Here is a 21,318-nt window from a genome sequence, read left to right as displayed (position 1 = left end):
TTACTGCATTTTATGTTTTTATTTAGTATAATAATATACTGCTATTAAACTTCCTTGATTAATCTTAAAGGAATCCAATTGCTTTAAAATTAATCAACTACAAAAGAGATAATTTTATACTAAACTATAACCTATGGATGGAGGAAAAACTAATGGAAAGATTTAAAACTAATAGAGATTTTTTAAAAACTGACTTTACTCCAATGAAGAACCACAAAGCTGATAGAGCCCTTGGTGTTCCACAGCCAGCCCTTGTAAAGGAATATGATAATAATTCAATAATTGTAGACTTACCTTTTGTAACTGAAGAAATATTAACTAATAATAATATTTTTCAATGTATAAAGGAAAGAAGAAGTGTAAGATTATACGAAGAAGCTCCATTATCTTTAGAAGAGCTTTCCTATCTATTATGGGCTACACAGGGAGTAACTAAGGTTTCTGATAATAATACCTTCACTTTAAGAACAGTACCCTGCAGTGGAGCTACTCATTCCTTTGAAACTTATTTATTTATTATAAATGTAGAGGGTTTAACCCAAGGTATCTATAGATACTTACCCTTAGAACATAAACTACTATTTATGTATGAAATAGAAAATATTAAAGATAAAATAAATGATTTAACTCTTGAACAACCTTTTGTTCCAAGATTTGCCTCCAAAGCTTCAGTAGTTTTTGCTTGGAGTACTCTTCCTTACAGATCTGAGTGGAAGTTCGATGTAACAGCTCACAAGAAGATTCTTATAGATGTAGGCCATATTTGCCAAAACCTTTACTTAGCTAGTGAATCAACTGATTGTGGTACCTGTGCTATAGGTATTTATGATCAAACTATGGTGGACACTATGTTAAAACTAGATGGTGAAAATGAATTCACTATCTATTTAGCTGCTGTAGGTAAAAAAATAAGTAAATAATATTAAAGGTAGTTATGAGTAATTATTTATAACTTAAAATTTCCTCAAACATCATATGTAAATTTGATTTGCACAAGGAAATATATTTTCATTAATGCGCTTTAAAGTAAAAAGGATATTTTCAAGTCAATTAGTAAATTTCTTGAAAATATCCTTTATTATTAGTTTTCATCTAATGTTAAAGCTCTTTCGTATAACTCTTTTTTTTCTTCTTCTTTTAATATCTTTTCTGTTATTATAGCAATTAGGGCTATTACTGGTATGTTTAATGCAAATCTTAATAGCATAAAGTTTAAACCCATGGAAGACGCTTCAAATAAAAGTAGTGGTATTTTTGTTGTAGACCAAGCTCCAATAAACACTAGCACATTAGATAACTTGCTTCCCTTTTTAAGCAGTATACCAGCTACAGGAAAAGCTGCATATAATGGGCCTGCCGCTGCAGATCCTAGTAAGAATCCTAATAGTATACCTTTTATTCCTGATTTAGGTCCCATGTATTTCATCATAGTTTCTTTCTTAACCCAAACATCTAAAAGTCCGAGAAGTACAAATATAGGCGGAATTACTGAAAGCATTTCAATCATATTCTTTCCAGTAATCCTAAAAGCTTCTTTACCTATTGTAGGATATGCGAACAATAGAATTAAATTCACTATAAATAGTATTATAAAAGTTTTATATCTTTTCATAAATTTTATCATGCTAAAACTACCCCCATAACTATTGCTACTACAAATGAAAATATTAAGGCCAAAATATTTCTACTTAGGGTTGCTTTTTTTCCAAAGTATTTTATCTCTAACGGTACTGTAGCTATTCCAACCATCATAAGTGTTGAAACAAATACTGCTATCTGTGCAATTCCTGCCCCATTTTCGTATAGTGCAGCAACTAGCGGAAATGCAATAAAGGCTGGAATAAGAGTTATAGACCCAATCACTCCTGTGATAATCATACCGAGAACACCTGAATTTTCTCCAATTAGAGCTGATATAGTTTTGGGACTCATAACTGATAACATTATTCCTATAAGTAATACAATTGCTAAAAATTGAGGTAAAATATTTTCAAAAGATTTCCATGACTTTTTTAGAGCCATTTTTGTTTTCTTTTTGTCTTTTATTAATGATAGTATTGTTAATCCTATTGCAAGTATATAGGTAATTGTTGTAAACATAATTTCTCCTTTCAATTGTTAAATCCATTTCCTAAGGTTCTAAACTTCAAATTTAATTAACTTCATAATTTAGGAGCATAATATTATGCTCCTAAATTATAGTTATATTCTTTCAAGGTTATTACAGTTAAAGGCCTTTATTTGAGATTTAATATTAAATCTATTTTTTCTTTATCAAAGCCAATAACTATAGTTCCATTTAAATCTAGTACTGGAACCCCCATTTGACCTGATTTTTTTACCATTTCCATGGCACCAACACGATCTTCAGCTACATTTACTTCCTTAAAGCTAACATCATTTTCCTTTAAGTACTCCTTAACTTTTACACACCATGGGCAAGTATTTGTTGAATAAACTGTAATATTCATATATTTTACCTCCAAATAAATTGATTATTTATTTAACTTTTTAATATACTTGAGTTTGGAAAATTGAATTTCAAACTCAACCTACATTTATTATAGCATATGCCAATAACTTGTCAATAACTATTTATCTGTATATTTAGTTTTTACGATTAATTTTATATCTCTTATTATTCTAATTTAATTTCTTATTTTTTTAAGTTTAAGATATAAAATAGCTTTCTATACATCCCACCTTGGGGTATATATAGAAAGCCACTATACAATATCTACTATTTGTACTTGTTCTCTATCTTTAAAACAACTATTTATAGTCCTTCTCGATTTGTTCCCAGTTAACTACATTCCACCAAGCATCAATATAGTCCCCTCTTTTATTTTGATATTTCAAATAATAAGCATGCTCCCAAACATCAATTCCTAGTATTGGAGTTATGCCTTCCATAATTGGACTATCTTGATTAGGAGTGCTTATTATTTTTAACTTACCGTCTTCACCTTTAACAAGCCATGCCCATCCACTTCCAAATCTCTTTAAGGCCGCATCCTTAAATTCTTTTTTAAAGTTATCAAAAGATCCAAAGGATTTAACTATATCTTCTTTTAATTTTCCTTTTGGTTCCCCGCCTTTATCTTTTCCCATGATGATCCAAAAGAAACTATGATTGTAGTGTCCTCCACCATTATTTCTTACGGCTTCTCTAACTTCCTGTGGTACCTGTTCTAAATTCACTAATAGCTCTTCAAGAGTTTTTCCTTGTAAGTCAGGATAATTACTTAAAGCCTTATTTAAGTTATCTACATAAGCTTGATGGTGTTTTTGGTGGTGAATTGTCATAGTTTGTGTATCTATATATGGTTCTAGTGCCTCATAACTGTACGGTAGTGCGGGTAGCTTAAAAGGATATTTATTTTCATTGTCCCCAGCCTTAACATAAGTTTCACTAAAAATAAGCATAGTAATCAGTGCTATTATACCTGCTAATAACATTACTTTATTTCTTTTGTTTTTCATGTTTTTCTCTCCTTTTCATGTTGTAAACTAATTTAGACCTCCATAGTAAGACCATCCATCACAAATGCCTTTGTTAAGACAAGAAAGGTTTATGTTAATTAAATCTGGATTTTAACTTCATCCACCAAGAGATAAGCTTTACCAGTCTACATGAACATAAATATTTCTCATTTTAAAAGCCTAATGGTTACCTGTTCCGTTCATTTTAGTTATTCCATAACAATGAAATATTTATTCTATAAAAAATAAAAGTACCATACTTATTTATGTATAGTACTTCAATTTAAATATTTTACTTTTAAACAGTAAAATAGTTTACTGCTCCTATCATCTCTTCTGCTTTTTTACGAAGTTGCTGAGATGAAACTGCAACTTCTTGTGAAGATGAGTTAATCTCTTGTGAAGATGCAAGTATTTCCTCTGTAAATGAAGCTACCTCCTCAGAACCCGCCGCTATAACCTCTACTCCCTTCAATATTTTATCCTTGTCACAATTTAGAGAGCCAATATTTGAATTTGTTTTTATTGTTAACTCAGAAACTTGTCCCATTTTTGAGATAATATTTTTAAAGGAAATAATAGTGCCCTGTATTATTTTACTTTCATCATTAAGTTTATCTTCCATATCACTAGAGGTTTTTACTACTATATGACTATCTAAGGAAACTCTCTCAATTAGTCTGCTAATTCCTTCTGAAGATTCTCTAGATTTTTCTGCAAGCTTTCTTATTTCTTCTGCTACTACAGAAAATCCTCTTCCTGCCTCTCCAGCACGTGCTGCTTCAATTGCAGCATTTAAAGCAAGTAAGTTAGTCTGCTCTGCAATTGAATTTATCAAATCAGTTATTTCACTAACTTGAGATATATTTACATTAAGATTATTTATATTTTGTCTTACATCATGAAAAGCCGTTGCAATATTTTTTACTGACTTATCAAGGATTAAAATATCTTCATTACTTTTTTGAGCTTCAAGGTTCATTTCCTGAACTGTATTATTTGCAATGTTTATAAAATCAGCAGACTCATTTAATCCTGTTCCAAATTTAACTAGATTATTATCCACTTCTGATATTTCTCTAGCCTCTTCTAATGATCTAGTAGTGACTTCCTCTACGGATGAAGACACCAACTCAGTTGATGCTGCCATTTCTTCCGAAAGTGCTGACAGTGTTTCTGAGTCTTCTAACAAACTTGCTGAAGTTTGTTTTATAACCCTAAGAGTTTCACTACATTTATTTGAAAGTTTATTGATTGATTCTCCAATACTTTGAAATTCGTCTTTGCTATTTATGTTTAAGTTTGTATTCATTTCACCATTAGCCACTTTCATCAAAGCTTCTTCTATTTTTTTAGCATTGCAGGTTATTTTCTTTGAGAATATTGTAGTAGCTATTATAGACAATATCATAATAACAATTGATGATATACCAATGCTTACAAGTATAGTTTTCCTCATATTTATAAAATACTCTACATTCTTATCTACAGCTGCAATAGCAATTATTTTACCAGTTGAATTTTTAATGGGTGCATAAGCAGAAATGAATGTTCCATAGGAATCCTTAACAGGCTTTTTTGTGTATAATATTTCTCCATTAAATGCCTTTTCTATGTCTTTAGTAAAAATATACTCTTCACCTAGCTTACTTACATCTGAAATCTTTCCATCAACTAAAAAGTGGGTTTTCTCTCCACTTTTCGTTAAAGTATAAAAAAAACTTAAATCTTTATCACTTTTAAATACTAGCATTTGATTTTGTAATTGCTTATATTCGGTACTATCCATTGATTTATCACTTATAATTTTTTCAATAGTGCTACCATTAATTATTTTAGTCCCTTCAACAATACTCGTCTTCACTTCATTTTGGATGTTTGTAAACAACACCTTAAACAAAACAAAGTTCATTAATAAGATTAACCCCATTGACACAAAAGAAATTGTACTAATTAGCTTAAGTACCTTACTCCCTAACCCCTTTTTCATATTCTCGTCACCCGTCCCCTTTTTTTATAATGTATATATGAAAGTTTTATTCCACATTTTACTATTATAATTAGATTTATTACATTTTTCTACATAACTTTCAAAATTTAAGATTAATTTAAGATTTTACTTCTTTCTATGTAACCATAACTATTCTTCTATTCAATAAAAATATTTTATAAAAATAAAGGATTTATTTGTTTAATGTTTAACATATTATATGGGGTTTTATCAGGGTTTTCATTATTTTAAATTTTAATGTAATTATGTATTAAACTTGTAAATATCTACATAAACTGTATTATACATATTTAAGTACAAGTTATCTTAATTTTTTAAGCTTTAGTTATGAAATTAGATTTAGTAATACTATAAATATTAAAACTAGGGGTGAATGGAGTAAATGGTTAAAAATTATATGGAAATTGTAGTGGATAATATTCTTAAAAAGATTCTTCCAGATTATAGTAACCTATGCAAATGTGAAAAATGTTGTGATGATATTAAGGCTATAGCTTTAAATAATCTTAAGCCCATATATGTAGTTACAAATGCAGGGAATTTATATGCTAAGGTAAATGAGCTAGAAATCCAATTTAGTACAGATATTGTAAAAGAACTAGTTAAGGCCATTGAGGTAGTGTCTAAAAATCCACATCATAATAGCTAAATTTTATTTAAGGTAGTTATTTTATCAATCTTATAGATTGATTCCCCTGAATTGCCATCCTATTTTATTTATTTAATAATTAACTGTTTCAAGTGTAATTTCTTAAATATAAAAAGTAGTAAGAACATAAAGTTTTTACTACTTTTTCTTAGTTTTTTTCTCTAAAACCTATCTAAAGAAGGGGGTTCTAGATAGGTTTTATCTATATATTTTAACTTTTGTAACATAGCAATTAACTTTCTTCTGCGTGAATTAATTAGTCAATAAGTTAAGAGCTACTCTTATGAAGTTAATAATCATTAATCTTCTTACCATATATTTCGTATCTTTTTATTACTAGTTTATATATTATTTAAAAATAATATTACTTTGAGAATCTAATATCTAATTTTGTAGAATTTTGACACGTTTAAGTTGAACTAGTAAAGTTTTAACTCCTAATAGGACAACATAAAAAGTTCTGTAGACTCTAAGAAAAATCTACAGAAATACTTTTAAAGCTTATATTTTAAATCCATCTTAATCCTACTATAGTTTCTACTCATATTATTTTATGTTTATTTCCTCTAATGCCTTAGCTATATACCCTCTGTGTTTTTTTAGGAGTTTTTCAGTTTCCTCTATAGTGAGCCCGCTTTTTATAGTTAGAATAGTAACCTTCACATTGTACTTTGTTAATTCTAAAATTCTTTCAATAACTTCATTACTGGCCCCTGTAGCAAGTTTTACTATTCTTTTTGCTCTTTTTATCAATTTTTTATTTGATGGTTGAACATCTACCATTAAGTTTCCATATACTTTTCCCAGTTTAATCATAGCTCCTGTAGAAAGCATATTAAGCACCATCTTTTGTGCTGTTCCTGATTTCATTCTAGTAGAGCCCATTATGGTCTCCGGACCCACTTCTACAGAAATTGAAACTTCAGCATACCTATTCATCTCACTGTTCTTATTCATCGTTAAAGATAAAACTGTTGCACCTATCTCTCTTCCATATTTCATTGCTCCAATAACATACGGAGTTCTTCCTGAAGCGGCTATCCCACAAACAACATCTTTTTCATTCAACTTTATTTCAATTAGGTCTTCCTTACCCATTTCACTATTATCCTCTGCCCCCTCAATTGCCTTAAACATGGCGCTTTTTCCACCAGCTATAATTCCCATAACTAGATTTTCTTCTACACCATAAGTTGGAGGACATTCTGAAGCATCTAATATTCCTAATCTTCCACTGGTGCCTGCTCCTACATAAATTAACCTTCCACCCTCCATAAGCTTTTTTGCTATTATATCTACAGCCTTTGCTATTTCTTCTTTTACTTTTTCAATAGCTAAGGCTACCTTTTTATCCTCTTCATTTATTAAGGTTATCATATGAAAAGTTGAAACCCTATCTATATTTGTTGTGTTAATATTTATACTCTCAGTAGTAAGTTTAGCTAAATCTTCTATTATCATAGATAATAACTCCTTTTAAAGTCATACTTTCTAATAAACTAGCCTTTCCACACACATATAATCTGATTTTATTTCCCTTTGAAAAAGTTTTTCCCTGGAGTTATGTTTCCTAGAACTACTCTTTCTTTTGCTCCCGTAGCACCAATTATATTCCCTTCAATACCATTTAAGGTTTCATTGGCTAAAATTGCGAAGGCTATAGCCTCCTTTGCATCAGAGGAATACCCTAAATCCTCCTGAATCATAACCTTACACTCTGGCAGTAACTGTCTTATCATGCTAATAAGGGTTTTATTATAACTTCCACCACCACCTACAATTACTTCTTCTATCTTCACCTTTGGAAATATAAACTTTCTATAGTTTTTCACAATAGAGTGAGCTGTAAAAGCAGTTACTGTAGCTACGAAGTCTACAGGCAATATATTTTTATTCCTACTTAAAATTTTTTTTGTAAATTCCTTGCCAAAAAGTTCTCGACCTGTAGTTTTTGGAGGCTCCATATTAATGTAAGGCATAGCTAATAATTCTTCTAAAAGCCCCTGATTAACAATTCCATCCTTTGCAAAATTTCCATCTCTATCATAAGGTAATCCCTTTAGATTTCTTACTACTTCATCTATAACCATATTCCCTGGTCCTGTATCAAAAGCGTAGACCTCCTGAAGACTGCAGTTAGCAGGGATTACTGTAACATTACCAATTCCTCCAATATTCTGAAGCACTCTATTCTTTTTACACTTATACAAAAGATATTCAGTATAAGGAACTAGGGGAGCCCCCTGTCCACCAGCTGCCATATCCATGGTTCTAAAATTAGAAACTACTGTTACTCCAGTTTCATAGGTAATTACCGCTGGCTCTCCAATCTGCAGAGTAGATTTTGCTACTTCCCCATTGCCTCTTGGAATATGATATATAGTTTGACCATGACACCCAATAAAGTCTAATTTATCTTGGGGAAAATTTGCATCTTTACAAAGCTTTTTTACTACTTGGCTAAACAAATAACCTAACTTAAAATTTAGGCTACAGATAAGTTCAACATTAGACTTTTCTTTTAAACAACAATTGCTTATTTCTTCCTTAATATTCTCTGGAATTCTTTCATTAATAAAATTAAGAAGCTCTAATTTCGTGCTCACACCTACTCCTTGTATTTTAACCAAAGCACCATCTATGCCATCTAAAGAAGTACCTGACATTAGTCCTACTGCATACTTTTCCATACTAAACCAAGCTCCTTTATATTTCTATTTTCTGATAACACATTGAAGCCTTACCGCAATCCTATATATTTACCAATATTTCAATAATATTTCCTATATCTTCGTCTGAAAAAGTAATGTTGACTTTAGCTTCTAACTCCATAACCTCTCGTCTAATGACTTCGAATAGTTCACCATACCTTTTCAATACAGTTTGCAAGTTTTTGCATTTATAGGTATCTTCTCTTTCTATTAAGCGTTGAATTAATGCCCCCCAATGCATTAAAAGGCCATTCAACTTTTCACTGTCTAAATGTATATCAAAGGTATATTTTATCTTAGTAATAAGTTGTATTAGTTTATTCACTATATATTCTGAGTCCTTTAAATTTAAGTAATCTTTATATATAGTTTTAATGTTTTCTAAAAGAGACTCATCACTAATATAATCTTTAAAATCTGTATCCATGAACTCTCTAAAAAATTTATCCATCGGTATATAAGTTATGCCTGGAATGGTTATTTTAAATGGACTCACTACAGCTTTAATATTAGCTTCTTTTTTTAGCTGTTCTATTGCCTCTTGAAACTTTTTTCCATCCTTAATTCCTAGATTTATTACTTCATATTTTTCTCCAGTAAAACTTTTGAATATAAATTCCTTGAGTTTTTGAGCTGTTCCTTCCCCTGTAGAGCAAGCAGTTATAATTACAGACTTCTTTACTTCTTCTTTAGCCTTACATTCTATTACTTTAGTGCCATGACTTAATTCTTTCACAATGTGTTGTAGTTCTTTATTCATAATAGCCTTTCTTGTGGCTTCAATTACCATAGAAGTAGTCACCATATCTACAGTAACTACTTCTATTCCCGTATTTTTTCTTATTATTGTATTGAAAAATTTCAAAGATCCCATATCCACCATAAGTAATACTCCCATCCCCTCATGGTTTTCTATAATAATTTTTTCAATACCTTGAAGTGCATCTTCAGGTTTCATTGACAAGGGCATATCAAAGCCAATAACATGATTTGTGTTTAACAATTCATTGACTACCTCTGCCATAGAAGTTGCCGTACTATTGCCGTGCATAGCTAATATCACAGTAACTCTTTTTTGAACTTCCTTTCCATCAGCTGCAAAAAACATAGTAATAAACCCTATTTCTTCTAAAGGCACTATAATGTTAAACTTTTCTTGAAGCTTGTCCGCAAGAATCATTGCTAGCTTAAATTCTTCTGGATATTTCTTTCTCACTTCATCAATTTTAGGATTTTCTATTATACCTTTTATCTTGGCTCTGTTTAAAAAGGCATCAATATGAATTAATAATCCTATAAAGGTATTTCTCTTAATCTTTCTCTTCAATCTATATTCTGCAACATATATAAAATTACTTAGTAAATCATAAATATTATTATCTATTATAGATTTTATTTCTTTAAACTCATGCTTATCTTTAATGCTTGCCACATACCTATTAATAAAATCCTCTACCTCATCCGATAGCTTTCCTTTTATATCTATTTGCTCTAAGCCATAGGATCTGAGGAATTCGCTTCTACTATCAATGAATTCATAAATATTTTTAGAAAGCTTATACTTCTCTTCCATATCTCCCATTGTAAGTTCCTCGTTATTTGAAAACTTTAGACTACTATCCATGTTGCTTACTTTTTTTGCTTTTAAAAGTCCAGCTTTTACCTTTTGTGAGAAATCTTCCATATGAACTTTTACGTTTCCATGAGAAAACATACTTCTAAGAAAAGCCTTAGCACAAGCAATTTGAATGTCACTTTTCAATTCTCCTATATTATTAAAACAATCATAGTTAATTAATGCTGTTAAAGCTTCTCCTTGAACTTCAATTTTTTTCCCAACTCTTTTTGATTCTTCCCCTAAAAAGGTTTGAATTAGTTCTACCCTCTCTTCCATACTTCTTTCCCTAAGAGGTGGTAGAGCTATGGTTACTGGTATCCTTCTAGTGAAAGTTCTAAGTAATGAAGAATTTATATTTTCAGTGGTAGCGCATATTATCATTAAATTAATAGCAACTTGCTTTGTGCTTCCCAAGGGAGAATAATATCCTTCATCCATTAAAGTGAATAACATCTCTTGCCCTTCTGGTGGAAGTCTATGAACTTCATCCAGGAACAAAATCCCATCTCTTGCCTTTTCTATGATTCCTTCTCTATCCTCAGTGGCTCCCGTAAAGGCTCCCTTCTTAACTCCAAATATTTGAGAAACTAAGAGTTGGGGAGTATTAGCATAATCTGCACAATTAAACACGGAAAATCTATTATTATCTTTAACAACTCTTGTTTGCAAAGCATATTTAAACATAGTTTTTGCAAAAAAGGACTTTCCAACTCCCGTCTCTCCTGCAATAAGACAATGGAGCCCCCTTGGTGGATAAATTATTGCTGCTTTAGCAAGAGTTATACAATGCTTTAAACTTGACTCTCTACCAGTTATGGAATTAAACACTGAGTCTTCTAAAAGCAGAGCTTCATTTGTCCTTTCAACTGAAGGTTTATTATAGTTTTTTACATAATAAAGTACAGGTCTTCCAGTAGTCTTTTCCATAAGCCCTTCATTAATTAATTTTGCGAACTCCCTCACTACATTTGGTCTTTTCATATTCATTAGCTTTGCAACTTCCTCTGCAGTAAACCCTTTAGCCTTTCCACTACCATTTTGCTGATTATTGCATAAACTTTGCAGCGCATTATATATCTCTAAATGCTTCATATTATTACCGCCTTGTTTTCTTCTCTACCACATACTATGCTAAACAAGTTGGTGTTTATGATAAATTGCAATGGAAGAATTTTATCCTTAATTCTTTAATACTAAAATTTTTCAGTGTTTTTCTTTGTTTTCATTATTTTTTACTGTATTTTATTACACCCTTATATTTACCTTCTTCAAGAAGATTTCTAGATATTTCAAAAAACATAATGCACATTACTGAAAAAATAATAGATAATATATTCCAAACAACTGGATGGATTTTATCAAAAAGTAAGGATGGAATTATTAAAACAAAAGGTGCTACACTACCTATAATCCACCTGTTAAGCTTAAATTTTTTCATCATAGCTTTAGTAAATTTTACTGAAGCTAGCACTATTACCATCAGTAATACAACATACAACATCTTTGACCACATATACACTTCTCCTTAATTCCATTTTCTTATTTATAAAGCTTTGATTTTTACTAGGAAATTCTATGTTAAGCTATAAGTAAACTTTACTGAAATAACTTATAAAGTGTCTGATTAAATCCATACCTTACATTTATACAAGATTATTTTTGTGAATAATTTTATATAACTTTACCATATGCTCAATTAAGCTTTTTTCTGATAGGGCAGTCATAAGATGATCTTGAGCATGAACCATGAGTAGTGACATTTGAAGACTTTCTCCATTTACCTCCATTTGAATAAGCTTTGTTTGTGTCTTATGAGCCAGGTTCAATTCTTCTTCTGCTTTCTCTAGTAACTCTTCAGCCTCTTTTATTTTTCCCTCTTCAGCTGCCCTCATTGCTTCAAAAGCAAAGGCTCTGGCATTTCCACCATGAGATATTATTTCAAAAATTTCATTCTCCATAAAAATTCCCCCTTTTTATCCATAGAGCAATTATTTTTATTAATAAATATTTAGATTTACCACTGCTTCTCCATAAATTGCGGTAAGTAATCCTTATTTATTTCCAACAGATCTTTTAAAAGGCTTTTTGCAGTGTCTACAGACGGAATTAACGGATTTGCCACCAAAGCCATTAATGCCTTATTTATATCCCCTTTAACTGCTGCTTCAACTGCTAAAATTTCATAACTTTTAACCTGTTGAATTAGTCCACTTATTTCTACTGGAAGTCTTTCTTTATAACTTAAGGGTGTGGCTCCTCTTGAGTCAATTAAGCAATTTACTTCAATTACACTATCCTCAGGAACCTGATAAATTGCTCCATTATTCCTTGTATTCACTACATGAACTTCTCTCTTATTATTATAGATAGCGCTTATTAAAGATACAGCCGCCTCTGAATAATAAGCCCCTCCCCTTTTCTCTAATTCCTTAGGTTTTACATCTAAACTTGGATCACTATATTTCTTAAAGAGAACCCTTTCTACTTCTTGCACCTGCTCTGCTCTGGTGCCCTTCCCACTGTCTACTAAAAGTTTTTCTTCTTTAACAAGAGTGTCAGTCATATAATAATATCTATGGTAAGGACATGGAATCATGTTAAGTGCTCTTAAAAACTCTCCATCCCACTTTAGATCTGCAATATTTTTCATTGTTAAACTTTCACCATCTAAGAATGCTTCAATTATTTTAGATGTGACATCTTGTTCTTTATGCCAAACCTTTTTACCCCATAAAAGATGATTTAGCCCCACAAAATCAATAAATATATCCTTAGGCTCTACCTCAAGAATTTTAGCTATATTCATGGTCATGTGTATTGGGACATTACATAGTCCTATACACTTTGTCTTAGTATGCTTTAGTACTGTTTCTGTGATAATCCCCGAAGGATTAGTGAAATTTATTAACCAAGCCTCTGGGCAAAGTTCTTCTATATCCTTACATATTTCAAGAATTACTGGTATGGTTCTTAGAGCTTTTGCAAAGCCTCCTGGACCTGTAGTTTCCTGCCCCAACACCCCATACTTTAAAGGAAATCTTTCGTCCATAGCTCTAGCCTGTAGCCCTCCAACTCTAAACTGTGTAACTACAAAGTCTGCATCCTTTAGTGCTGTTTTTCTATCAAAGGTAAGTATTATTTTTATATTTGCCCCTACTTTATCAATCATTCTCCTAGCAAGATTTCCAACTATATTAAGCTTATTTTCTCCACTTTTAATATCTACTAAATGTATCTCTTCTACTGGAAGTTCTTTGCTTCTTTTAATAAATCCCTCAATTATTTCAGGAGTATAGCTACTTCCTCCACCAATTATTGCTATCTTTAAACCCTTCATTTAGCTCCTCCTCTCTTAATATGTAAATAAAACTATTCTTATTTAAGATTAAGCAGCCTAGCCAGTTTAATATTATTCTCTTTATACTTATAAAGGGGTATTTTATATTTATAATTTTAATACTTTATGGCTAAGCTACTTAAAATTTTATGCTTCTAAATTAGAGCTTTCTTGTTCTTCTTTAATCATTTTCTTTTCATACACTTTAAAGAAAGGATAATAAATCAATGTAGTTATACATATATTCACCAAAACTAATATCACTGCTGGTAAATTACCATTGGTTGCAAAATATGCTCCTATAGGTGCTGGTAATGTCCATGGTGCATTAATAGCAAACTTACCAACTATACCCATTGAAACTGCAACATAGGAAATTATTCCTGTTACCAAAGGTCCTAGGATAAATGGTATTGCTAGCAATGGATTCATAACCATTGGAGCTCCAAAGATAATAGGCTCATTTATATTAAATATTCCTGGAATAATGGAGAACCTACCTACCCTCTTGAGATACTCAGACTTAGAGAACACCATTAATATACAAAGACCTAAGGTTGCACCAGAGCCTCCTATCCAAATAAACCATTGGAAAAATTGTTCTGGTAAAATATTAACCATTGGTTGACCTGCAGCTAATAAGGATGCATTCTCTTCAAGCAGTACTAACCATACAGGCCTTAAAATACTTCCTACAATAGAAACTCCATGGATACCCGCAGCCCAAAGTAGACAAATAAAGAATACTGGCACTATAACTCCCCAAATACTGTTTCCTGCAACACCTTTTATTGGTGAGAACACTTTGATAAGGAAGCTTTGAATATCGAAATTTAACCATACTCTTACAAACCAAACCACAACGATAATAACTGCTGCTGGAATCAATGCTTCAAAGGATCTAGCTACTGATTCAGGCACTTGTTCTGGCATTTTAATTGTTATATTGTATTTCTTTAAAAGCCTCAGTACCTCAACTGCAAAAATCATGGCAAGTATTGCTGCAAACATACCTGCACCTCCCAGGTTACCCATAGGAAGGATCCAACCTACAGTATTAGCTCCTTGCACTCCAGCTTTTGCGGCTTCCTTTAGCACTGCATCCATATTTAAAGGTATAGTCATTAATAAGAAGGCTGCTAATGATAGAACTCCACCGGAAACTCCATCTAACTTATAAGATTTGGCTAAACTATACCCCATACCATAAGCTGCATAAAGAGACATTAGTCCCATTGTCATTCTAAAAGGTATAAGGATTTTACCTGCATAAGGTGCTACTGCTTTTGCCCAAGATTCTACTGGTGGTGATGCTATAATTAAAAAGAAGCTACCTACAATAATTAAGGATAAAGTTGATATAATACCGTCTCTGATTGCTCTAAGATGTCTCTGCTCAGCTAGCTTTGCCATTGGAGGCATGAATTTTTCTTCAACCCATTTTAGAAATCTTTCCATAAATACTAATCCCCCTTACTTCATATATTTTTTAATTTGCTGTAGTACCTTTGGTGCACCTATTGGTGTATATCCCATTGGAACAATAAGTTCTATTGGTACATTAGCACTTGCTGCTTGCTCTTTAAACACATTGAATCTATGTTTAACCTGTGGAGCAACTATGGCAAGGTCATATGTTCCTGTCTTAAGCTCTTCTTCAAACTCTTGTGTACCCACGGCTTTAATCTCTAATTGAAAGCCTTGCTTATCTGCTTCCTTTTTTATAGCCTTAACTACAATGGCACTAGACATTCCCCCTGAACACACCATAAGAACCTTCATATGGCACCTCCTTTAAATATGTTTACACTAATATAAAAGCAAAAACCGTGCCAACTTTTCACACTCTTATATCTAAAGGTTTACATGGCTGTGTATCAATCATTTCACTGACTGATACACTAAGTCCTTTTTGATACAGTGTTTCTTTGTTTGTAGCCTACTACTAGAAGTTAAATTATTTCAGTAAAACTATAAAAAACCCCTTTAATTCTACAAGGGCGAAAACATTGACATATTTTATGTTATTGCTTATAATCACATTAGATAGTTTACTTTAAATAAAATAGAATATTTCGTACATTGAGTTTTTCCATAAAAAGTATGGAGAATTAAAAGGGAATGGAGTGAAAGTCTCCAACGGTCCGGCCACTGTAACTAGGGAGCTTACCTAAATAAACCATTGAAAGAAATTTTGAGAAGGATTAGGATAAGTTATGATCTATAAGTCAGGAGACCTGCTTAATGTTTGGTATACACTTCCATGGAAAGTTTATATGCCTAATATGCTTAAATAGTACTTTCTCTTTGTGAACTTAGTTTATAAAGTAGATTAAATAAACCCACTGTTTATAATTATGTTAATATGGCAACCTAACTTTTCTAAAGTTAGGTTTTTTTATTTGCAATAAGCAATAATTAAGGCTTTCCTTTAAATAATAAATAAATTTATTTTGTTAGTGTATTCTATTTTTCTTAAAGCTATAACTATGAAAATTAATTTATAAGGAGGCATTAATTATGCTAAAAAAACGTGGAATTTTTCTTATGTCACTTTTATTTTGTCTTACGCTGACTAAAACAGTGTTTGCCATGCACATAATGGAGGGGTTTCTTTCTCCACTTTGGAGCATATCCTGGGGTGTAGTAACTTTACCCTTTATTGTGGTAGGGTTAAAATCTATTAACAATAAGCTGAAAGAAAATCCAAAATTAAAATTTATATTAGCAGTAGCAGCAGCTTTTACCTTTGTTTTATCTGCTTTAAAAATACCATCCTTAACTGGTAGCTGTTCTCATCCTACTGGAATTGGTTTAGGTGCGATTCTCTTTGGACCTACAGCTATGAGCGTTGTTGGACTAATAGTTTTAATTTTCCAAGCTCTATTGCTAGCCCATGGTGGAATTACAACTCTAGGAGCTAATACTTTTTCTATGGCTGTTGTAGGTTCTTTAGTGGCTTATTATACTTACAAATTAATTATAAAAGCCAAAGGTTCTCAATGGCTTGCGGTATTTTTAGCTGCAACTCTTGGAGATTTAGCAACTTACGTGGTAACTTCTATTCAGCTTGCAGTTGCATATCCCAGCACTACTGGAGGATTTTTAGAATCATTAATCAAGTTTTTAGGAGTATTTGCAGTAACTCAAATTCCTCTTGCAATTAGTGAAGGTTTGCTTACAGTATTAATATTTAAAGCAATAAAAGCTTACAACTACTCTGAATTACAAGACTTAAAGGTTATAAGTGAGGAGGTTTAATATGTCAACTATGATTAAAGAAAAAAAACATAAAAGTTTTCCTAACAACTTGACTATAATTGCACTAGTTATTTTTCTTGCAGTATTACCTCTTTTCCTTAACAAAGGGGCAGAATTTGGTGGTGCAGACGGACAAGCTGAAGAGCTGATCACAGAAATAAATCCAGATTATACCCCTTGGTTTTCATCAATTTGGGAACCACCAAGTGGTGAAATAGAAAGTTTATTGTTTGCTCTTCAAGCAGCTCTAGGAGCTGGATTAATTGGATACTACTTAGGTTATGGAAAAGGTAAAAAGTCTGCTGACCATGAAAATAGGAGCGAAAATGCTTAACATAGATAGTTATGCTTACAATTCTAAGCTTAGTAACAGTAATCCCATGGAAAAACTTTTATTTTCCTTAAGTACCATGTTCCTCTGCATATATAGTAATTCTATATATATTTCTATAGTTATACTATTACTTATGTCTTATATTGCAATTGTAAAAGGGGGAGTTCCACTCTCCCTTTACCTTAAACTTCTACTAGTTCCAACTGCATTTTTAATCACAGGAGTTTTAACCATAGCCATTAACAAATTAGAATCGAATACAGGTGCTTTACTATACATAAAAATCTTTAACACTTATATTGGTTCAACCTATGAAACTCTATGGGCTTCTTGGAAGGTTTTTTGCAAATCCTTAGGGGCAGTTAGCTGTTTATATTTTTTAACAGTTACTACTCCAATGACAAACATTTTGCTTGCATTAAAAAAATTTAAGGTTCCAGTGTTGTTTATTGAACTCATGTCTCTTGTATATTATTTTATATTTATTTTACTTAATACATCAGCAAATATTATTATTTCTCAAAACTCAAGGCTTGGTTATTTAAATACTAAAACTTCTATGAAGTCTATAACTCTTCTTTGTTCAAATCTTTTTGTTAAATCATACAAACGTTCCTTTGATACCTTTACAGCTCTTGAAGCTCGTGGATACACTGGATATTTAAATGTAATTGAGGAAGATAACTTCAAAGAATTTTTGTCTATTCCAAAGATACTTTTCTTAGAATCACTGCTTATAATTTTATCAATTTTACTGTAAGAAATGAGGCCAATTATGAAAGATTATATAATTGAATTAAATAATTTAACCTTTAGCTATAGTGATGGTACTAAAGCTCTTAATAACTTGAATTTAAAGATTGAACGTGGTAAAAAAATTTCTTTTCTAGGCATAAATGGTGCTGGAAAGTCTACTCTATTCTTACACCTTAATGGCATACTAAAACCAACTAAAGGTGAAATAGTCTTCAATAACATGCCTCTTAAGTATTCTCAAAAAGAATTGAAAAAAATTAGACAAAAGATAGGCATTGTGTTCCAAGATCCGGATATACAACTCTTCTCTGCTAATGTTTATCAAGAAGTTTCTTTTGGTGCTATGAATTTAAACTTGGAAAAAGCTGAAGTAATACGTAGAGTAGATAAAGCTCTTCAAGATACTAATGTTTTTGAATATAAACATAAGCCTACTCATTTTTTGAGTTATGGTCAGAAAAAGAGGGTTTCTATTGCGGATATTTTAGTTATGGAACCAGAAGTAATTATCTTAGATGAACCTACTTCATCTTTAGACCCTAAGCATAGTGCAATGATTGAGGAGTTGCTAAATGACATTAATAAAACTGGAACTACCTTACTTTTATCAACTCATGATATTGATTTTGCTTACTCTTGGTCAGATTACATATTTATCCTTAAAGATGGTGAACTAGTAGGTGAAGGTACCCCAGAAGAAGTTTTTCAAAATGATCATTGGATAGAAGCAGGCTCTATAGAAAAGCCTATGGTTTTTCAGGTTTATGAAGCTATGAAACATAAGGGCTTATTGAATAGTGAGTTTGCTCCAAGGAATAAAAAACAACTTTTGGATTTAATTAACTTCTAAGAACCTTAAAGACCGTGGAAGCTGAATTAGGTATTTTATAAGAAAATGCAATCCTAGAGCAAAGTATATTGAATTTATTTAAGCTGACACCGCTATTTATATGCTGTCAGTATTGTTTTTATGTGACCCTTACCCACTTTGATAGACACGAAGAACTCGTGTGTACTTAAAGTGAATGGAATAATTAGTTTGAAAAAACAATACAGTAAGGAATTTAAAATTGAAGCAGTAAGAAGAGTTGAAAGTTCAGGAGAGTCAGTTCTTAAAATAGCATCAGATTTGGGAGTAAAATCAACCACATTGCATGGATGGATTAAGCAGCATAAACAAGCACTTGAAACATCCTTTCCTAGTAGTATACACCTTAAGCCTGAAGATGGAAAGCTAAGAAATCTTGATAATTAAACTTCTAAGTGTAAGTAAAAAATTACTTATATAAATGAAAAACAGTATTAGCCCATTTTCTAATACTGTTTTTCATATGTACTAAAATCATTATTTTACATGAATTGACTTGTAAATAACGTTCAAAATACCAGTCTCTTTATCCTCAATAACTTTAGCCTCAACCTCATATAAAGATTTTATTACTTCTTTGGTTAAAACTTCCTTTGGTGTTCCATGACTTAAAATTTTACCTGCTTTCAAAGCATAAATTTTATCACAATATAAAGCAGCAATATTCAAATCATGAATAGCAGCTATCACTGTGACTCCAAGTTCTTTTACAGTAGCCATAAACTGAAGTTGATACTTTATATCAAGGTGATTTGTAGGCTCATCCAGAATAAGACATTCTGCCTTTTGTGCTAGTGCCCTTGCAAGAATTATTCGTTGTTTTTCTCCACCTGATAAGGTTGAGTAGCTTCTTTTTGCATAATCTATCATACCTACTTTTTCTAAAGCCTCTCTCATAATTCTATAATCTTCTGCGTTATCTTTTTCTATAAACTTTTTATGTGGTGCACGTCCCATCAAAACCATCTCAGAAACAGTGAAATCAAAACTATAATTGTTATGTTGAGACACCACAGCCATTTTTTTCGCACTTTCTTTCAATGAATAATCCTTGATATTTTTATTATCCAAAAATATAATTCCCTTAGATGGTTGCAATGTTCGGTAAATACATTTTAATAGAGTACTTTTTCCACTACCATTAGGTCCAATAATTCCTACAAATTCTTTGTTCTTTGCCTGGATGTTTAATCCCTTTAAAATATGACTATTTCCTAAATATGCTTCTATCTCTAAAGTATTTATCTCCATTAAGTATCACCTCCAAATCCATAGGATTTGCTTATCATAAGATATACAAAACATGGAGCGCCTATCATAGAAATTAATATTCCTATTGGAAGTTCACTTCCTGGTATTATAATTCGTGATAGAACATCTGCCCAAACTAAAAATATAGCTCCTATTAATGCTGATAATAGGATAGTTCTTTTATGATCTGTTCCCAAAACCATTCTTACTAGGTGGGGAATAATAAGTCCTACAAATCCAATCATTCCTGATGAATATACAATAAAACCAATTACAACAGATATAATTATTAGATAAAATTGTCGATACTTATGCAAGTCTGTGCCTAAAGTTATAGAAACATCATCTCCAAGAAGCATTAAATTAAGAATTCTATATTGAGTAATAAAAAATAATGTAGCTAAAATTACAATGGGAAGAATTATCCTTATATTTTGCCATTTTGCACCTGCAAGACTCCCCATTAACCAATATGTTATACTCTGCATACCTTCTCTATTATTAGCTATGAATATAATAAAACTTGAAAAAGCTGAGCAAACTGAACTTAAGGCCATACCTGATAGCAAAAGCTTTATTGAATTTGCTCTTCCTTTTACATTTGCAAGCGTTAAAACAAGTATAGATATAGCAAATGCTCCTATAAAGGCACATATACCTACATAATTACTGCCCAAAAAAACACCTACACCAAGCATAATTGCTAATGTAGCCCCTAAAGAGGCTCCTGATGAAATTCCAAGTATATACGGATCTGCCAAAGGATTTTTTACAATTGCCTGCATAATTACTCCAGACACTGAAAGCCCTATCCCTACTGTAACTGCTAAAATAATTCTTGGAAATCTTACAAACCATACAATATCATGTACAGCTCCCTTAGATAATAGAGCAGCATCACCAATACCAAATAATTTAAATATTATAATTTCATATACTTCTTTGATGGACATATGAACAGAACCCATTGTTACCGTTATTAGAATGGAAATAATTAAGATAGCCACAAGTACAATAGAAAGGGGCTGTCGCACTAAAT

At 31.5% G+C, this 21,318-nt stretch carries 22 protein-coding genes and 1 riboswitch; of the genes, 7 read left to right on the top strand and 15 right to left on the bottom strand.

The features are described from left to right. The first annotated feature begins 152 nt into the window (after positions 1-152). Positions 153-920, top strand: coding sequence for a SagB/ThcOx family dehydrogenase (locus tag B3040_RS13550; RefSeq protein WP_291574180.1), 768 nt, complete (start codon positions 153-155; stop codon positions 918-920). A 161-nt stretch (positions 921-1,081) separates the two neighbouring features. Here B3040_RS13550 and B3040_RS13545 read toward each other — a convergent pair whose 3' ends face one another. From B3040_RS13545 to B3040_RS13525, 5 genes are all read right to left on the bottom strand, one after another. Continuing rightward, complete coding sequence (locus tag B3040_RS13545; RefSeq protein WP_291574178.1) at positions 1,082-1,624, bottom strand: permease; 543 nt, start codon at positions 1,622-1,624, stop codon at positions 1,082-1,084. Next, the gene (locus B3040_RS13540; protein WP_291574176.1) at positions 1,621-2,100 is read right to left on the bottom strand and encodes a permease; all 480 of its coding nucleotides are present in this window, start codon (positions 2,098-2,100) and stop codon (positions 1,621-1,623) included. The genes B3040_RS13545 and B3040_RS13540 overlap by 4 nt, the downstream gene beginning before the upstream one ends. Positions 2,101-2,237: 137 nt before the next feature. Then, positions 2,238-2,471, bottom strand: a complete 234-nt coding sequence (locus tag B3040_RS13535) for a glutaredoxin domain-containing protein (RefSeq protein ID WP_291574174.1) — start codon at positions 2,469-2,471, stop codon at positions 2,238-2,240. A gap of 301 nt (positions 2,472-2,772) precedes the next feature. Beyond that, complete coding sequence (locus B3040_RS13530; RefSeq protein WP_291574604.1) at positions 2,773-3,426, bottom strand: superoxide dismutase; 654 nt, start codon at positions 3,424-3,426, stop codon at positions 2,773-2,775. Between the two features lie 355 nt (positions 3,427-3,781). Beyond that, positions 3,782-5,473, bottom strand: a complete 1,692-nt coding sequence (locus B3040_RS13525; protein WP_291574171.1) for a methyl-accepting chemotaxis protein — start codon at positions 5,471-5,473, stop codon at positions 3,782-3,784. Positions 5,474-5,891: 418 nt separating this feature from the next. On the opposite strand from B3040_RS13525, the gene B3040_RS13520 reads away from it, so the two are divergent. Then, a complete protein-coding gene (locus B3040_RS13520; protein WP_414632539.1) occupies positions 5,892-6,143 on the top strand; it encodes a late competence development ComFB family protein in 252 nt (83 codons plus the stop codon). Positions 6,144-6,689: 546 nt separating this feature from the next. On the opposite strand, the gene murQ is transcribed toward B3040_RS13520, so the two are convergent. The 8 genes from murQ to B3040_RS13480 all read right to left on the bottom strand — a co-directional run bounded on the left by murQ (position 6,690) and on the right by B3040_RS13480 (position 15,591). Beyond that, entirely contained in the window at positions 6,690-7,604 is a 915-nt protein-coding gene (gene murQ / locus B3040_RS13515; RefSeq protein ID WP_291574167.1) for an N-acetylmuramic acid 6-phosphate etherase, read from the bottom strand. Positions 7,605-7,672: 68 nt separating this feature from the next. Then, the gene (gene anmK / locus B3040_RS13510; RefSeq protein WP_291574165.1) at positions 7,673-8,833 is read right to left on the bottom strand and encodes an anhydro-N-acetylmuramic acid kinase AnmK; all 1,161 of its coding nucleotides are present in this window, start codon (positions 8,831-8,833) and stop codon (positions 7,673-7,675) included. Positions 8,834-8,894: 61 nt separating this feature from the next. Beyond that, positions 8,895-11,564, bottom strand: coding sequence for a sigma-54-dependent transcriptional regulator (locus B3040_RS13505; RefSeq protein ID WP_291574162.1), 2,670 nt, complete (start codon positions 11,562-11,564; stop codon positions 8,895-8,897). Positions 11,565-11,697: 133 nt separating this feature from the next. Further along, positions 11,698-11,985 carry a hypothetical protein gene (locus B3040_RS13500; RefSeq protein WP_291574161.1) on the bottom strand — a complete coding sequence of 96 codons (288 nt, stop codon included), beginning with the start codon at positions 11,983-11,985 and terminating at the stop codon, positions 11,698-11,700. Between the two features lie 130 nt (positions 11,986-12,115). Continuing rightward, a complete protein-coding gene (locus tag B3040_RS13495) occupies positions 12,116-12,430 on the bottom strand; it encodes a PTS lactose/cellobiose transporter subunit IIA (RefSeq protein ID WP_291574159.1) in 315 nt (104 codons plus the stop codon). A 56-nt stretch (positions 12,431-12,486) separates the two neighbouring features. Further along, a complete protein-coding gene (locus B3040_RS13490) occupies positions 12,487-13,809 on the bottom strand; it encodes a 6-phospho-beta-glucosidase (RefSeq protein ID WP_291574157.1) in 1,323 nt (440 codons plus the stop codon). Between the two features lie 147 nt (positions 13,810-13,956). Next, positions 13,957-15,267 carry a PTS sugar transporter subunit IIC gene (locus B3040_RS13485; RefSeq protein ID WP_291574155.1) on the bottom strand — a complete coding sequence of 437 codons (1,311 nt, stop codon included), beginning with the start codon at positions 15,265-15,267 and terminating at the stop codon, positions 13,957-13,959. A 15-nt stretch (positions 15,268-15,282) separates the two neighbouring features. Beyond that, the gene (locus B3040_RS13480) at positions 15,283-15,591 is read right to left on the bottom strand and encodes a PTS sugar transporter subunit IIB (RefSeq protein WP_291574153.1); all 309 of its coding nucleotides are present in this window, start codon (positions 15,589-15,591) and stop codon (positions 15,283-15,285) included. Positions 15,592-15,876: 285 nt separating this feature from the next. Continuing rightward, positions 15,877-16,068, top strand: a riboswitch (cobalamin riboswitch). Between the two features lie 261 nt (positions 16,069-16,329). Here B3040_RS13480 and B3040_RS13475 point away from each other — a divergent pair. From B3040_RS13475 to B3040_RS13455, 5 genes are all read left to right on the top strand, one after another. Continuing rightward, positions 16,330-17,070, top strand: a complete 741-nt coding sequence (locus B3040_RS13475; protein WP_291574150.1) for an energy-coupling factor ABC transporter permease — start codon at positions 16,330-16,332, stop codon at positions 17,068-17,070. A gap of 1 nt (position 17,071) precedes the next feature. Continuing rightward, positions 17,072-17,404 (top strand): energy-coupling factor ABC transporter substrate-binding protein, encoded by a 333-nt coding sequence (locus B3040_RS13470; RefSeq protein WP_291574148.1) that lies wholly within the window; start codon positions 17,072-17,074, stop codon positions 17,402-17,404. After that, positions 17,352-18,164 carry a cobalt ECF transporter T component CbiQ gene (cbiQ, locus tag B3040_RS13465; protein WP_291574146.1) on the top strand — a complete coding sequence of 271 codons (813 nt, stop codon included), beginning with the start codon at positions 17,352-17,354 and terminating at the stop codon, positions 18,162-18,164. The genes B3040_RS13470 and cbiQ overlap by 53 nt, the downstream gene beginning before the upstream one ends. A gap of 15 nt (positions 18,165-18,179) precedes the next feature. After that, entirely contained in the window at positions 18,180-19,010 is an 831-nt protein-coding gene (locus B3040_RS13460; RefSeq protein WP_291574144.1) for an energy-coupling factor ABC transporter ATP-binding protein, read from the top strand. A 189-nt stretch (positions 19,011-19,199) separates the two neighbouring features. Next, a complete protein-coding gene (locus B3040_RS13455; protein WP_291574142.1) occupies positions 19,200-19,415 on the top strand; it encodes a transposase in 216 nt (71 codons plus the stop codon). Between the two features lie 90 nt (positions 19,416-19,505). On the opposite strand, the gene B3040_RS13450 is transcribed toward B3040_RS13455, so the two are convergent. Together B3040_RS13450 and B3040_RS13445 are read right to left on the bottom strand one after the other, a co-directional pair. Continuing rightward, a complete protein-coding gene (locus tag B3040_RS13450) occupies positions 19,506-20,279 on the bottom strand; it encodes an ABC transporter ATP-binding protein (RefSeq protein ID WP_291574139.1) in 774 nt (257 codons plus the stop codon). Next, positions 20,279-21,313, bottom strand: coding sequence for a FecCD family ABC transporter permease (locus tag B3040_RS13445; protein WP_291574600.1), 1,035 nt, complete (start codon positions 21,311-21,313; stop codon positions 20,279-20,281). Before B3040_RS13445 ends, B3040_RS13450 begins: the two co-directional genes overlap by 1 nt. Between the last annotated feature and the right edge of the window lie 5 nt (positions 21,314-21,318).

Origin of the sequence: Clostridium sp. UBA4548 (assembly GCF_002387895.1) — a bacterium.
Classification (GTDB): domain Bacteria; phylum Bacillota; class Clostridia; order Clostridiales; family Clostridiaceae; genus Clostridium_J.
The sequence above is the reverse complement of the archived record's forward strand: the minus strand, read 5'-3'. Positions and strand labels throughout refer to the sequence as shown.